Source organism: Rhodoferax aquaticus, assembly GCF_006974105.1.
Lineage (GTDB): Bacteria > Pseudomonadota > Gammaproteobacteria > Burkholderiales > Burkholderiaceae_C > Allorhodoferax > Allorhodoferax aquaticus_A.
The window spans coordinates 2,962,691-2,976,667 of sequence record NZ_CP036282.1 but is presented as its reverse complement, the minus strand read 5'-3'; the positions used below and the strand labels follow the sequence as shown (position 1 = coordinate 2,976,667).

The window sequence follows — 13,977 nt, the reverse complement described above, 5'->3', positions numbered from 1 at the left end:
AGGAGTAAGCCATGGATGGAACCCAAGCCGCCAACTCAGGCCCAAAGCTCAAGGTGCTGGTTGCGGAAGACAATCTGATTAACCAACGCTTGGCCATCAATATGCTCGGTGCCTTGGGGCATACCGGTGTGATTGTGGGAGATGGTGAAAAGGCCTTGAAGTGCCTCGCCAAGTTGAAATTTGACGTGGTGTTGATGGACGTGATGATGCCTGTCATGGATGGTTTAGCAGCAGTGGCGGCTATCCGTGCCAAAGAGCAGACGGAAGGTGGACATACCCGCATCATCATGGCCACTGCGCACACCGAGTCTGAAGAAAAAGCAAAATTCAAGCGCGCAGGTGCGGACGGGTATGTCGCCAAACCCATCGAAATAGAGCAATTGAGTGCTGAATTGAACCGTGTTATGGCGATTCGCTAGCTCAGCCTCGCAGTAGCATGTCGAGCGTTGTTGAAGACTTGGTTTTGTAAGGGTGGCCTTTTCATGATGACTTCTTCCGCTAAACCATTGAGTGTCAGCGCATGGCTGCAACCCGGCGTGACCGTGATGCAGCAATTCCCTATGCGGACCAAGCTGCTTTTCATGAGCGCTTTGCTCATTGTTCCCCTCCTGATGGTGGGGTATGCACAGCTGTCTACTTTGATGGAGAGCTACCACACTACTCGCTCAGAGATCACAGGCTTGCGCGTGGTGTCACTCCTTACAGACGCGGCAACCGAAGTGCAAGTGCACCGCGCCGAGCTCTTGCTCTCTGGCAAGCCTGAGTTTGACGCGGCTCGCAGTCAAACCCAGCAACGTTTGGCTGCAGCCGTGGGCGCGGTGGACTTGGTGGTTCAAAAAGAGCCGCAACTCGACTTGAAACCCGCTTGGTCAGCGCTGCGCAGTGACTTACAAGGCCTCGCCACATCGACCACCGGTGGCACAGATGCAGCCGGGCTCGCCAAGCACACCAAAGCCGTCGACGACTTGCGTAAGCTCGCCCTGTATGCCGGCGAAACCTCAACTCTGGTGCTGGATCCGTATGCGGATGCATACTTTTTGCAAAACGTGTTGGTTGAAGATGCCATTCCATGGATAGAGGCGGTGAGCCGTACCCGTGCAGTAGGGGCGGCGTGGATGGCCCAAGCCAGCGACAAGGCCAACCATGCAGCTTCTTTGGCAACGTTGGTAGGCTTGGTGGATGCCCGAAGCAGTGCGATCTCTGAAAAGTTTGCCGCCATTCGCCGTGCAGGGCGTGATGACATTCCCAAAGAGGGCGCGCAAGCGGTGGCCGCAAGCCAAGCGTTTACCGCGCTCGCGGCGCAAAGTGTGGGACAAGAGCCTAGCGCTGAGGTGGCCAAAGCCATTTTTGAGTCCGGTGGCAAGGCACTGGAGGAGGGGCGCGCCTTTCGCAAGCAAGCATCTGCGTTGCTGCTGCGAATCTTGGAGGAACGCGCCAGCGGCATACTGTCGCAAATTGTGATCTTGGGCGGTATCTCTCTGATTGGCCTATTGGCCATGATGTACCTCATGGCAGGCTTCTACTTTGCGACTATTCAAAGCTTAGAGAAACTCCACGTAGCCCTGATAGCGGGTACCGCAGGCAATCTGGCCACCAAAATTGACACCTCTGGCAAGGACGAGATGGCCACCATTAGCGGCGAGTTTGAGAAGATGTTGGAGGTACTCTCCACCTTGGTTGCCAATGTGCGAAGCGCCTCGGCCATGGTGACCCATGTGGGGGGGCAGTTGGTGGAAGACGGTCACTTGCTGTCGCAGCGTACCCAGTCGCAAGCGGTGAGCTTGGAAGAGGCTACCTCGAATGTGGGCGAAGTCAGTGAGACGGTGGCGCGCAATTCAGAAGCGGCACAAGAGGTTAGCCTGATGACCAAGAGCCTTCAGCAAGAGGCTGAGCATGCGAGTGGGCTCATGGGGCAAACCGTAGGTGGTATGGAAGAACTGCAAGCCACCTCTGGGCGCATGTCTGAAATCATCGGCACGATTGATGGCATTGCTTTTCAAACGAACTTGTTGGCCCTCAACGCCGCAGTGGAAGCAGCCCGCGCGGGTGAGCAAGGCAAGGGCTTCGCCGTGGTAGCGGCTGAAGTGCGTGCCTTGGCCCGCCGCAGCCAAACCTCAGCGGCTGAGATTCGTCACCTCATTGTGGACTCTACCAACCGAGTGGGCACCACGGTTAAAGCGATTCAGTCGGTCAACACCCTGATGAGTAGCTTGGTGACGGGTATCAGTGAAATCGCGCAAAACGTAGACGCCATGGCGCAGGGCAGCGTCAAGCAGAGCATTGCTTTGGGCGAAGTTGTGCAGGCGGTTGGCGACCTGGACAAAGTCACTATTGAAAATTCGGGCTTGGTGGACCGCACGTCTCACCGATCAAGCCGCCTCATGCAACGCTCACGCCAACTGGAGGAAGCGGTGACCCATATTCAGCTTCGCCAGGGTACCGCGGACGAGGCGCTCAACATGGCCCAGCGCGCGCACGAGTTGATTCAGCGGGTCGGTTTTGAGGGGGCTTCCGAGGCTTTCCACAATCCAAACTCTGGTTTTGTAGACCGCGACTTGTATGTGTTTGTGTTCGACCGGGCTGGGGTGTACCGTGTCATGGGAGCAGACAGAACGCGTGTGGGGACAAGCCTGTTTGACGCTCCTGGGCTAGATGCTCAGCAGCTGCTCGACGACGCCTGGGACCGCTGCGACAAGGGCGGCGGCTGGGTGGAGTACAACATCGTTAACCCGGTTACAGGGGAAGTAAAAGGCAAGACTTCTTTTGTTCTGCCTATCGATAGCGAACGTTTGGTAGGGTGCGGTGCGTACCGCTCATTGGTTGATGCTTAGCGACTTTGCTACCAATGGGCAGCGGCTTGGCATTACAAGGGATGTTCTGCGTAAAACTTGCCGCCGTGAAACAGCAGGGGTGAAGCCCCTTGTGCATAGGTACAGCGTTCGACTTCACCCACAAAAATAACGTGGTCGCCTTCTTCGTAGCGACTACGGTTAAAACATTCGAACCGGGCCACGGCACCTTCAAGTAACGGAGCGCCGCCTGCCCCTGGCGTGAAAGCAACTCCGGCAAACCTGTCCAATCCCTTACCTGCAAATTGCTTCGCTAAGTCCTGCTGGTCGGCGCTCAGAATATTGATGGCGTAATGAGAGCCGGCGCTAAACGCCGCCATAGACCCCGCAGAACGGGCCAAACTCCAGAGCACCAACGGTGGCGACATAGAGACGGAGTTGAATGAGTTTGCCGTCAGACCAATGGGGGTACCCGTCTCAGACAGCGCTGTAACAATCGTCACGCCTGTGGCAAACATGCCCAAGGCAGAACGAAACTCAGCGGCAGAAAAATTGGGTGGAGTGGCCTTTTCGGGGCTAGCGTTAGAAAGCATGCCTGCAATTTAACTGATATTGCTCCAACGCGATGCGATGGGGTTGATTAGCTGGCTACTTAAGCAGGCACTCTACAATCTATACATGCTCAAAAAAAGAATCGTATTGGCAGTGCTTGCTACTTTATCCATAGCTTCTCAGGCAGTAACAACAAGGGTGTGCAGTGATTATTCGTCTGTGGTCCCGAATCTGAAACCATCGCTGTGTGAGTCCGCCAAACTGGAAGACATGCAGGCCCGATCGGTTCAGGGCCGAGTGCTTTGGGGGCGTGATGTGCAGGCCGAAGACGCGCAGTTGCGTGTTTTGGTGATTGGCGGCATTCATGGCGACGAAATGTCGTCTAGTGCTCTGGTTTTTCATTGGATCGCACTGGCGCAGACGCCACCAGCAGACATGCCTAAACCGATCCATTGGCGTTTTATACCTTCGCTCAACCCGGATGGCCTGTTTTCGCGCCCGCCCAAGCGTGTCAATGCACGCGGTGTTGATCTGAATCGCAACTTCCCTACGCCCAACTGGTCGCGCGATGCCAAGGTGTACTGGGAGTCGCGCACCCGCAAAGATCCCCGGCGTTGGCCAGGGGTGAAGCCCTTGTCTGAGCCGGAGTCCAAGTTTCTGCATGAACAAATGGACAGCTTCAAGCCGAATTTGATTGTCAGTGTGCATGCGCCTTACGGAGTGTTGGATTTTGACGGTCCCATGGTTCCGCCTAGCAAGCTGGGGCGCTTGTTTTTGGACCAAGTGGGGATCTTCCCAGGCTCATTGGGCAACTACGGTGGGGTGCACAAAGGCGTGCCGGTGGTCACCATAGAACTGCCTAGCGCAGCCAAAGCAGCAACTGACAAAGAGACCAACCAAATGTGGCTAGACCTGATGCGTTGGATCACTGAGCGCCTTGGCACCAATGCCAAAGTGGCGACGCAGTAAGGGTCTATCGCGCCGCTAGCGGCGCAAAGCAAAAAAGCCCGGTACGAACTTCGTACCGGGCTTTTTTTGTGGGTAAACGGCGTGCTTAGTGTCCCAAGATCTTGGACAAAAAGTCTTTGCTGCGCTCGCTTTGTGGGTTGTTGAAAAAGTCGTGGGGGTTGTTTTGCTCCACGATTTGGCCTTGGTCCATGAAAATCACACGGTCAGCCACGGCTTTGGCAAAGCCCATTTCATGGGTCACGCACAGCATGGTGATGCCTTGGCTCGCCATTTCAATCATCACGTCCAGCACTTCCTTGATCATTTCTGGGTCAAGTGCTGAAGTAGGCTCATCGAACAGCATGATTTTGGGCTTGAGGCACAAGGCTCGCGCAATCGCAACGCGCTGTTGCTGACCGCCAGACAGCTGCAAGGGGTACTTATGGGCTTGCTCAGCAATGCGCACGCGCTTGAGTTGTTCCATGGCCTTTTCTTCGGCTTCCTTCTTGGGCACCTTACCGACCCACATAGGGGACAGGGTCAGGTTCTCCAAAACCGTGAGGTGGGGGAAGAGGTTGAACTGCTGGAACACCATACCGACTTTTTTGCGAATGTCGTCAATGGCCTTGACATCGTCCGTCACTTCCACACCGTCCACCCACAAATGCCCTTGTTGGTGCTCTTCCAAGCGGTTGATACAGCGAATCAGGGTGGACTTACCGGAGCCGGACGGCCCGCAAATGACGATGCGCTCGCCTTGCTTGACGTTGAGGTCGATGTCACGCAGCACGTGGAAGCTGTTGCCGTACCACTTGTTGAGTTTTTCAAATTTGATGATGGGTTCTGACATAGTGATTCAATCAGCGAAATGTTAGGGGGCTGGATAGTGAGGGGGGCTGCAATGGCAGAGATCAATCAGCGCAGCTTGCTTTTGTTAACTTGTGTTTCGACCCAGCCGCTGTAGCGCGACATCGAGAAGCAAAACACAAAATAAATGGCCGCAATGAACAAGTAGCCTTCAATTTTGAAAGGCCTCCAGTCCGAGTCCGAATTCAGCGCCAATGAAAGGGCGCCTGTGAGCTCGTACAAACTGACAATAGTGACCAAAGACGTGTCTTTGAAGGTCGAGATAAAGTTGTTCATGATGCTTGGGACCACCATCGCCAGGGCCTGGGGCAGCACGATCTTGCGCTGAGTTTGCCAGTAGGACAGACCCAAGGTCGCTGCAGCTTCAATTTGCCCTTTGGGAATAGCCTGCAATCCACCACGAATGACTTCGGCCATGTAGGCAGCGGCAAACAGGGTGATACCGACCAGCACACGAATCAGCACATCAATCGAGAAACCTTCGGGCATGAACAGCGGGAACATAAACGACGCCATGAACAGCACCGAGATAAGAGGCACGCCACGGATGAGTTCCACGTAAATCGTACATACCGTCTTGATGGCGGGAAGGTTAGACCTACGCCCCAACGCCACCACGAGGGCAATCGGAAAAGCCATCGTCAGAGACAGCGTGGACAAGAGCAAAGTCAGCGGCAAACCACCCCAGCGGTCGGTTTCTACTTTGAGTAAGCCTAGCGAGCCGCCATACATGAGGGTAAAGAACACGCCGAGCACCAAGGCCCACAGCAACGCCAGCCATGCATGCCAAAACGCGCGCATGCAGCTTGCGACTAGCAGCCCTAGCATCAATGCCGTGGCGACCAGTGGACGCCATTGCTCTTCAAAAGGATAGCGGCCAAACAGAATGATGCGGTATTTCTCCGTCACCACACCCCAGCAGGCACCAACGCCCTCGACCCGACATGCGTCAAAGTTGGGTGCCCAAGAAGCGCGAAAAATGCCCCAGCTTAGTAACTGCGGCAGCCAGTACAAGATGGCACCGCCAATGACCAGTGTCATTAGCGAGGTAACAAAGTCGCCAAATAAATTGACGCGAACCCAGGCGATCAGGCCTCGGTGTTGCACCGGCGCTGGGCGAGGTGCAATGGGTTGAAATAAGGTGGCAGTCATAGGTTCTGTGTGCGGTTCAACGCTCTTTGATGGCTGAGCGGGTGTTGTACCAATTCATCAGCAAGGATGTAGACAAAGAAGTGGTGAGGTAGACCAGCATCACGATGGCGATGCACTCCACAGCTCGGCCCGTTTGATTCAGCGAGGTGTTGGCAATGGACACCACATCGGGGTAGCCAATGGCCACCGCCAATGAAGAGTTTTTGGTCAGGTTCAAAAACTGGTTGGTCATGGGGGGAATGATCACCCGCAGGGCTTGCGGCAACATCACCAAGCGCATAGATTGGCTAGGGTTGAGGCCCAAGGCGGAGGCCGCTTCACTTTGACCGCGCGCGACGGACTGAATACCCGAGCGCACCACCTCAGCCACAAAGGCCGCGGTGTAAATGGTCAGCCCCACCAGCACTGCCAGAAACTCGGGGGTTAGGGAGCCACCATTTTCAATAGCAAACTCTCCCTTGATCGGTGCATTGAAAGTTGAGGGGGCGCCGCCGATTAACCAGCCCAACACACCCGTAGCCAAGAGTAAACCGAGGGGCACCCAAAACATACTTTTCAGGACGCCAGTTTTTTCAAACTGCTGGTAAGCCCATTTGCGGTACAGGACCGCAAACACAGCGCCCAAAAGCAGACCCAATAAACCCCACAAATGGCCACTGGCCCACACCGGGATCGGAAAACTCAATCCCCCCTTGCTCAGAAACATGGGGCCTATGACCCACGCATCCAAGGAGTCGGGCAGGCCTTCTGTAAAGAGCAGGTACCACATCAGCAACTGAAGCAACACAGGGACGTTGCGGAAAAACTCAACGTAGGCATAGCACACACCACGCACCAGCGCATTGCGTGAAAAACGACCCACACCGATCAAAGTACCCAAAATCGTGGTCAAAACAATACCCATCACTGCAATGCGCAGTGTGTTGGTAAGGCCCACCAAAAATGCTTGCCAGTACGGTTGGGCTGAGTCAAACGCGTACAAACTCTCGCCAATGTCAAAGCCAGCAGGCCCTAACAAAAAATCAAAACCGCTTTGAATGCCACGCGCCTTCATGTTAGTGAGCGTGTTGTGGGCTAAGAACCAAACGGCAAGGCCGATCAGCACAATGGCAATCAGCTGATAAATCAAGCCTCTAAACGCTTGGCTGCGCCAAGACCAGCTTTTCTTTTTGGGGGGGGATGTCGATGTCATGGGTAAGTGCTCTCAAGAGGGTGCAGTGCTGTCCTGCAAGCTTGGAAGAGGGATAAAAAAAACTGCTGCCAGTACAAGATGCCTGTACCGGCAGCAGTTTTTATGTCAGCGCAAAAGTCTGAGTCAGCTTAGCGAATAGGGTACGCGTACATCAAGCCGCCCTTGTTCCACAGGTTGTTCAAACCACGTGGCAAGTTCAGAGGGGACTTCGGTCCAACATTGCGCTCAAAGCTTTCACCGTAGTTGCCGGTCGTCTTGATGGCACGTGCCAGCCATTCTTTGTCCAGACCCAACAGCTTGCCTGTGTCTTCGTTGCCACCGCCCAAGAGACGCTGTACCACGGGGTCGGTGCTAGTGGCCTTCATTTGATCTACGTTGGCTTGGGTTACGCCGTACTCTTCAGCTTCCAACAGGCCGAATTGCACCCATTTCACAATGGCAGTCCACTCGTCATCACCACGACGAACCATGGGTCCGAGGGGTTCTTTAGAGATGAGCTCAGGCAGGATGATGTGTTCTTTGGGGTCTTTGGCCACTTTGGCGCGTGTAGACGACAAGCCAGATGCATCGGTGGTGTACGCAATGCAACGCCCTGTGAAGTACGCGTTTTCAGCAGCTTCCAGCTTTTCAAACACGACAGGCTTGATGTTCAAAGCGTTAGCTTTGGAATAGTCTGTCAAGTTCTTTTCTGTTGTGGTGCCGGATTGCACGCAAACCGTTTGGCCTTTGAGCTGCTTAGCGCTCTTGATCTTGCTCTTGACTGGAACCATGAAGCCTTGACCGTCGTAGTAGTTGACGGTTGTTGCTGTCAGACCCAAAGACGCATCACGGGACAGTGTGAATGTGGTGTTGCGGGCCAAAACGTCTACTTCGCCAGACTGCAATGCGGTGAAACGCTGTTGTGCGTTCAAGGGAACGTACTTGACTTTTTCTGCGTCGCTCAGGGTCGCTGCAGCCAAAGCGCGGCAGACATCCACATCCAAACCAGACCATTTGCCAGCGGAGTCAGCGGCAGCAAAGCCAGCCAAACCGGTGTTTACGCCGCAAACAATTTGGCCACGCGCCTTGATGGCATCCAAAGTTTTGCCGGCGTGTGCTGGAGCCGCCAATACGGCGCCCATTGCGGCTACAACTGCAGCCAAGGTCTTCACGGTATTCAATTTCATTTGCTTTTTTCCTGCGACAAAAAGTTGGTTTCAAAAAAGGCCTTTTTGGGTTGCCCTTAGGCTAGGTCCCTGTCGGGAAGTTTAGCCGCACCCATTTCACCCAAAACTCGGGGTTTACTCTGGTTTTCTATGCATTATTTTCATAAGCTTAGACCGTTGTTCCTCGAGGCGTGCAAAGCATAAAGCAGTATCTGTGCCAAAACTGAAGAAAGACTGTCGCCGCTTGGGTGCTCTCAATGCTGTGTTTGCATGTGGTCATGCGCCAGCGGTCTAAGACGCTCGGCAGTGGCGTTGCTTGTCTCAGTTGGCCACCTGCAGCACCAACTTGCCAAAGTTTTCCCCGCTAAACAGCTTGAGCAAGGCGTTCGGGAATTGGTCAAGGCCTACGACCACGTCTTCCTTACTCTTCATGCGGCCGTCTTGGAGGTAGTTCGCCATCTCGGAGATGGCCACGTGGTAGCGGTCTGCATAGTCAAACACGACGATGCCCTCCATCCGTGCACGGTTCACCAACAGGCTCAGGTAGTTTTTCGGGCCTTGCACCGCGGTGGTGCTGTTGTACTGGCTGATGGCACCACAAATAATGATGCGCGCTTTGCGGTTGATGCGGGCCAAAACGTGGTCCAAAATTTCGCCGCCTACATTGTCGAAGTAAACGTCTACCCCTTGCGCACAATGCGCTTTGAGCCCATCGCGAACTGCGGTGGGCCCCGCCTTGTAGTCAATGCAGGCATCAAAACCAAGTTCCTTGACGACCCAGTCGCACTTGGCTGCACCACCCGCAATACCCACCACGCGGCAGCCCTTGATTTTTGCCAACTGCCCCACGGTTTGCCCTACAGCCCCAGCTGCGCCGGACACCACCACGGTCTCCCCAGCCTGTGGTTGCCCGACATCCATCAGCCCGAAGTAGCCGGTCATGCCCGGCATCCCCAGCACGTTGAGCCACTGGGTCAGGCTGCCCACCGAAAGGTCTATTTTTGCCAAGCCACTGCGGCGAATGTCCTGAGCACCCACTGATAGATACTCTTGAACACCAAAACCAGCGCTCACCATATCGCCTACGGCATAGCCAGGATGCTTGGACGCGATCACGGTTCCAACCCCTCCCGCGCGCATGACCTCGCCAATGGCTACCGGCGGGATGTAGCTTTTGCCTTCGTTCATCCAGCCGCGCATGGCAGGGTCTAAAGACAATGCCAAGGTTTTGAGTAGCACCCCGCCTTCAGATGGTTCCTCCACACCTTGCTGGGTGTGCTCCCAGTTGGCGTCGGTAGGTAGTCCTACCGGCCGCGAAGCCAAGCGAATTTGGTGATTGACGAGAGAGCTGATCGCGTGTGTTGTCATGGGGGTTACCTTGTGTGTGCAGCTACCGTGCCTGTAGTGTGTGGCACCAATGCGCATGGTAATTTGTAGAAACACCATACCCAGTTACCAATGTGACATGGGTCTTCGCCTGGGTTCCCCAACGGGTGCGCCGTGGGGATGCTGATCGTGGCTTTTTCGGCGTTTGCGCTTACGGGGTAAGCGCCATGTGCTACACAATTTATAGTGTTATGTAGCGCCCAGCGCGGTGATTGATGGCCAGTGTTTGATTGACCATGACCGCGCCCAAGACGGACAGCAAGACACTGTGCCAGTCCACCAAGGCTAGAGAACACAGCACAATGCTGCAGTCAATGGCCATTTGAATTTTGCCTGCGCGCCAACCAAAGCGCTCTTGGCAATACAAGACCAGCACGTTCAGGCCTCCCAAGCTTGCACGGTGGCGAAACAGAATCAGCATGCCAGCCCCCATGAGCAGGCCTCCCATGACTGCGCTGAACCACGGATTGAGTTGCTCAAACTGCACCACGCTCGGCAACACATTGGTCCAGACCGACAGCAAGCCCACAGCGCTGAACGTTTTCAAGGTAAATGCCTTGCCCATGCGCTTATAGGCCAGGCCATAAAACGGCAGGTTGATGATGAAGAACAGAGCGCCAAAGTTCCAGCCGCTTGCATAGTGGGCGAGAAACGCGAGACCAGCCGTGCCACCCGTCAGCAAGCCGGTGTGGCCAAACATCAGAACCCCAAACGCGACAAACAAGCTGCCTGTAACCAGTGCTTGGATGTCCTCGTAGGGTTTGTGCTTGAGCGAAGGCGACGGTGCCTGCATTACGCGGGTTCGGCTAGCAACTCTGCGTCAGCTTGCGTGCGAGAGCGAGCGGGGGGCTGGGTGTCGGAGCAAGAGTCACCGCCGCAACCGTGAATCGCCTGCATGGGCAGCGCTTGGGGCTGGGCAATACGACCGGTTGCGGGGTCAAAGCCCACGTTGCGCAGGTGCAGGGCCAAAGCGGCATCCATGCTTTGCGCATGGTGGGCAAACCACATGCCCAGCTCAAACGCCATTTGGCGCACCACGTCCAGCTCGCCTTGGCGACCGCGTTGCAAACCTTCGCGCATGATTTGCAGAATGACCTTGTGTTGGGAGGAGTGGCAGTTGCTGGAAGAAAAGCCGGTCTGCTCCATCCACCGGTCTTCGCCGGCGAAATGGGCCTCGGTATGGTCTATCAAGGTGCTCCACGCGGTCACCAGTTCGGCATCTGGGGCCTGCGCCACCACAGCGAGCAGATCAATGAACTCGTGATGAACATCGTCCATCAGGGGCAAGTTGAGCGAAAGGGCGTCGCTCCACACCATGATGGCGTGGTGGGTGTTAGCTGGGTTTGGCTGGGGCATGGGGTTCTCCGTTGCAGAGCTTCAACCATATTGCCTCTCAAGGTCCGGCACTTTGACGCACATCAGACAGCTGCCAAATTCCAGCCCGATAATGGGCTCCCTATTGCGTTGTCTAGCCCCCTTTATTGTTATGACTGTTTCGTTTCCACCTCCTTCACTATCGCGTGCCGAAGCATTGGGCGATGTACTTCAGACGCAAGGCTTTGCCGTTTTGGGTACCCAGCAAATGACGGACGCAGCCAAGGTGAACCCCGATCAGCTCTTGGATTGGTGCAGTTTGTGGAACACGCTACCGCCAGACGCCTACTTGAAAGACGGCGGGCGCTACAGGCGCAGGCGGCACTCTAGTTTTGTGATTGACGGCTTGCACGCCATGCAAGCACCGCATCGTCCCCATTGGCAGCCTGTGGACTACAACGCGCTGCACGGAGGCATGCAGCGGCACTTCGACCCGATGGAACCAGCGATGGTGAACCAAGCTGACTGGGCAAAGCTATTGGTCTGGTTGGCACAGGTGTGCTCGGGCCTCAAAGGCCCACAAACTTGGTATGCAGAGGCGCACCAGTTTCGCATTGACACCACGGATGGCATAGGGCGCCCCACGCCCGAAGGTGCCCACCGGGACGGCGTTGACTTGGTTGCGGTGTTCCTTGTCGCACGCCATGGGGTCAAGGGCGGGGAAACTCGCGTGTTTGACGCGGCGGGCCCCAACGGCCAGCGCTTTACCTTGACCGAGCCTTGGTCGGTCTTGCTTTTGGATGACAACAAGGTCATCCATGAGTCCACCCCCATTCAGCCCGAGCAAGATGGTGCCTACCGTGACACCTTGGTGGTGACCTTGCGGGGCGGCGGCTTCCAAGATGAAACGCCAACGCCCGGCTAAGCGGGGCGAACCTACCGTCTTTGCCCCTGTGGAGCCAGGTCTCGCGCGGTGCACAGTTCAACCTTAGACCCAACTCTAGGAGCCCCATGGCTTGTTCCTCGGTAGAGCTGCAGAAAAAGTGCGATGACCTTGCCTCCAAATGGCAGGCCTTGGTCCAAGCGCCTGTGTTTGATCGATTTGTTGAGTTCGCCGTGGCTTCAGCCAGCACGACGGAGTTCTTCGCCGCCAATGGCTTGCCGGGCCTGAAGCAATCAGCGCTCGGCATCGAAAAGCTGGTGCTCGCGGTGCTTGACACGTGGAGTGGTGGACCATTCCCTGCGGATGCCAAGCTCAGCTTGGATGGGCAAATGGCTGAGTTGGGGGCCCGTGTACTCACCTACATCCAGGACCATGCCTCTACGCTGTTAGAGCGCCGAGAACACCAAGGCGTGGGCCTTCACGCCAGCGTGGCACCGCCCAAAACCATACGGTTTGTCACGCATCACCCTGATCACTGGGCGCCCTTGATCGGGCAGACCGGGTACTTCAATATCCAAGCCCAGTGCTGTTCGCTGGAGCATTGCTTAGCGGCACGCCAAGAGCCTTCTATTGTGTTGGTGGATGCCCATGGTTTTAGTGGGTCCGCCTTTGCTGACGCGGTGCATGACCTGCGTGAGCGGTTCTCTGCCACCCGCATCCTGGGGGTAAGCCTGGCCGCAGACTTTGATGCCATCAATACCGCCTTGCGTGCGGGGTGTGACTACTGCTTTTCCAGTGAAACCGCCCACGCGCTGGTCATGGAGCGTATTGTCAAACTCTGCAATACCGAGGAGGAGCCGATTTACCGCGTGCTGGTCGTGGAAGACTCCAAAACCGCCAGCGCATTGATTCGTCGCACGCTGACCGAAGGGGGGATTGAGTCGCAAGCCGTCACTAGACCGCAAGACGTGCTGACCCACTTGATGCAGTTTCAACCTGACTTGGTGCTCATGGATATGCACATGCCAGGCTGCACTGGCGTCGAAGTGACACGGGTGATTCGCCAGCATGCAGAGTTTTTGTCCATCCCCGTTGTCTACCTGTCGGGCGAAACCAATGTGGCTTTGCAAGTGGACGCCTTGCGCATGGGGGGCGACCACTTTTTGACCAAGCCGTTTAACCCCGTGGTCTTGAACGCGGTGGTCAAGAGCAAGATTGAGCGCTATCGCAGCCTGCGGCGCACCATGTACCAAGACAGCCTGACCGGGCTGCTCAACCACACCTCCTCCAAGCAGCAAGTGGACACGGCCATTCGCAGTGCGTTGGCGCAAGGCACGGCATTGTGTGTGGCTATGGTCGATATCGACTACTTTAAAAAGGTGAACGACAGCTATGGACACCCCGCGGGCGATCAGGTGATACGCAGCCTGGCGTGGTTGCTCAAGCAGCGCCTTCGCAAAACCGATGCGGTGGGCCGCTACGGTGGTGAAGAGTTCTTGGTGGTGTTGCCTGGCACTTCTTTGGCCCACGCGCGGCAATTTTTAGACGCAATCCGTGCAGACTTCAGCCATATTTCGCACCCCCATGACACGGGCACGTTTACCAATACGTTCTCCTGCGGCATTGCCCAGTGGCATGTGGGCATGGTCTCCGACAGGGTGGTGAAACAGGCAGACGATGCCCTCTACGACGCCAAACGCAGTGGCCGAAACCAGATCAAAGTCTGTGAGCCGGATTTTTAGAACACCG

Annotated in this window: 13 protein-coding genes; 5 read left to right on the top strand and 8 right to left on the bottom strand. The window is 55.9% G+C overall.

What is annotated here, in order from left to right; all coding sequences use genetic code 11:
• Nucleotides 1-11 precede the first annotated feature (11 nt).
• Together EXZ61_RS13680 and EXZ61_RS13675 are read left to right on the top strand one after the other, a co-directional pair.
• Nucleotides 12-419, top strand: a complete 408-nt coding sequence (locus EXZ61_RS13680; RefSeq protein WP_142812294.1) for a response regulator — start codon at nt 12-14, stop codon at nt 417-419.
• A gap of 63 nt (nt 420-482) precedes the next feature.
• Entirely contained in the window at nt 483-2,831 is a 2,349-nt protein-coding gene (locus tag EXZ61_RS13675; RefSeq protein WP_142812293.1) for a methyl-accepting chemotaxis protein, read from the top strand.
• Between the two features lie 32 nt (nt 2,832-2,863).
• Here EXZ61_RS13675 and EXZ61_RS13670 read toward each other — a convergent pair whose 3' ends face one another.
• A complete protein-coding gene (locus tag EXZ61_RS13670) occupies nt 2,864-3,382 on the bottom strand; it encodes a flavin reductase family protein (protein ID WP_142812292.1) in 519 nt (172 codons plus the stop codon).
• A 178-nt stretch (nt 3,383-3,560) separates the two neighbouring features.
• Here EXZ61_RS13670 and EXZ61_RS13665 point away from each other — a divergent pair, with 178 nt between their 5' ends.
• A complete protein-coding gene (locus EXZ61_RS13665; protein ID WP_237218962.1) occupies nt 3,561-4,310 on the top strand; it encodes a M14 family murein peptide amidase A in 750 nt (249 codons plus the stop codon).
• An 85-nt stretch (nt 4,311-4,395) separates the two neighbouring features.
• Here EXZ61_RS13665 and EXZ61_RS13660 read toward each other — a convergent pair whose 3' ends face one another.
• From EXZ61_RS13660 to EXZ61_RS13630, 7 genes are all read right to left on the bottom strand, one after another.
• Entirely contained in the window at nt 4,396-5,139 is a 744-nt protein-coding gene (locus EXZ61_RS13660) for an amino acid ABC transporter ATP-binding protein (protein WP_142812290.1), read from the bottom strand.
• Between the two features lie 65 nt (nt 5,140-5,204).
• Nucleotides 5,205-6,308, bottom strand: a complete 1,104-nt coding sequence (locus EXZ61_RS13655; RefSeq protein ID WP_142812289.1) for an amino acid ABC transporter permease — start codon at nt 6,306-6,308, stop codon at nt 5,205-5,207.
• 16 nt (nt 6,309-6,324) lie between these two features.
• On the bottom strand, nt 6,325-7,500 hold the full coding sequence (locus EXZ61_RS13650) for an amino acid ABC transporter permease (protein ID WP_142812288.1): 1,176 nt from the start codon (nt 7,498-7,500) through the stop codon (nt 6,325-6,327).
• Between the two features lie 128 nt (nt 7,501-7,628).
• Nucleotides 7,629-8,666 (bottom strand): amino acid ABC transporter substrate-binding protein, encoded by a 1,038-nt coding sequence (locus tag EXZ61_RS13645; protein ID WP_142812287.1) that lies wholly within the window; start codon nt 8,664-8,666, stop codon nt 7,629-7,631.
• A gap of 300 nt (nt 8,667-8,966) precedes the next feature.
• Nucleotides 8,967-10,013, bottom strand: a complete 1,047-nt coding sequence (locus EXZ61_RS13640) for an NADP-dependent oxidoreductase (protein ID WP_142812286.1) — start codon at nt 10,011-10,013, stop codon at nt 8,967-8,969.
• Between the two features lie 199 nt (nt 10,014-10,212).
• Nucleotides 10,213-10,824 (bottom strand): YitT family protein, encoded by a 612-nt coding sequence (locus tag EXZ61_RS13635; RefSeq protein ID WP_142812285.1) that lies wholly within the window; start codon nt 10,822-10,824, stop codon nt 10,213-10,215.
• Nucleotides 10,824-11,387, bottom strand: coding sequence for a hemerythrin domain-containing protein (locus EXZ61_RS13630; RefSeq protein ID WP_142812284.1), 564 nt, complete (start codon nt 11,385-11,387; stop codon nt 10,824-10,826). The genes EXZ61_RS13635 and EXZ61_RS13630 overlap by 1 nt, the downstream gene beginning before the upstream one ends.
• 130 nt (nt 11,388-11,517) lie before the next feature.
• On the opposite strand from EXZ61_RS13630, the gene EXZ61_RS13625 reads away from it, so the two are divergent.
• Nucleotides 11,518-12,270 (top strand): 2OG-Fe dioxygenase family protein, encoded by a 753-nt coding sequence (locus EXZ61_RS13625; RefSeq protein ID WP_142812283.1) that lies wholly within the window; start codon nt 11,518-11,520, stop codon nt 12,268-12,270.
• Between the two features lie 86 nt (nt 12,271-12,356).
• The gene (locus tag EXZ61_RS13620) at nt 12,357-13,970 is read left to right on the top strand and encodes a diguanylate cyclase (RefSeq protein WP_142812282.1); all 1,614 of its coding nucleotides are present in this window, start codon (nt 12,357-12,359) and stop codon (nt 13,968-13,970) included.
• Nucleotides 13,971-13,977: the final 7 nt, after the last annotated feature.

Bases quoted from the DNA above. Each gene is read 5' to 3' on its own strand.
- EXZ61_RS13680 (WP_142812294.1), top strand. From the start codon at position 12: ATGGATGGAACCCAAGCCGCCAACTCAGGCCCAAAGCTCAAGGTGCTG.
- EXZ61_RS13640 (WP_142812286.1), bottom strand. From the start codon at position 10,013: ATGACAACACACGCGATCAGCTCTCTCGTCAATCACCAAATTCGCTTG.
- EXZ61_RS13645 (WP_142812287.1), bottom strand. From the start codon at position 8,666: ATGAAATTGAATACCGTGAAGACCTTGGCTGCAGTTGTAGCCGCAATG.
- EXZ61_RS13660 (WP_142812290.1), bottom strand. From the start codon at position 5,139: ATGTCAGAACCCATCATCAAATTTGAAAAACTCAACAAGTGGTACGGC.
- EXZ61_RS13650 (WP_142812288.1), bottom strand. From the start codon at position 7,500: ATGACATCGACATCCCCCCCCAAAAAGAAAAGCTGGTCTTGGCGCAGC.
- EXZ61_RS13625 (WP_142812283.1), top strand. From the start codon at position 11,518: ATGACTGTTTCGTTTCCACCTCCTTCACTATCGCGTGCCGAAGCATTG.
- EXZ61_RS13620 (WP_142812282.1), top strand. From the start codon at position 12,357: ATGGCTTGTTCCTCGGTAGAGCTGCAGAAAAAGTGCGATGACCTTGCC.
- EXZ61_RS13630 (WP_142812284.1), bottom strand. From the start codon at position 11,387: ATGCCCCAGCCAAACCCAGCTAACACCCACCACGCCATCATGGTGTGG.
- EXZ61_RS13655 (WP_142812289.1), bottom strand. From the start codon at position 6,308: ATGACTGCCACCTTATTTCAACCCATTGCACCTCGCCCAGCGCCGGTG.
- EXZ61_RS13675 (WP_142812293.1), top strand. From the start codon at position 483: ATGATGACTTCTTCCGCTAAACCATTGAGTGTCAGCGCATGGCTGCAA.
- EXZ61_RS13670 (WP_142812292.1), bottom strand. From the start codon at position 3,382: ATGCTTTCTAACGCTAGCCCCGAAAAGGCCACTCCACCCAATTTTTCT.
- EXZ61_RS13635 (WP_142812285.1), bottom strand. From the start codon at position 10,824: ATGCAGGCACCGTCGCCTTCGCTCAAGCACAAACCCTACGAGGACATC.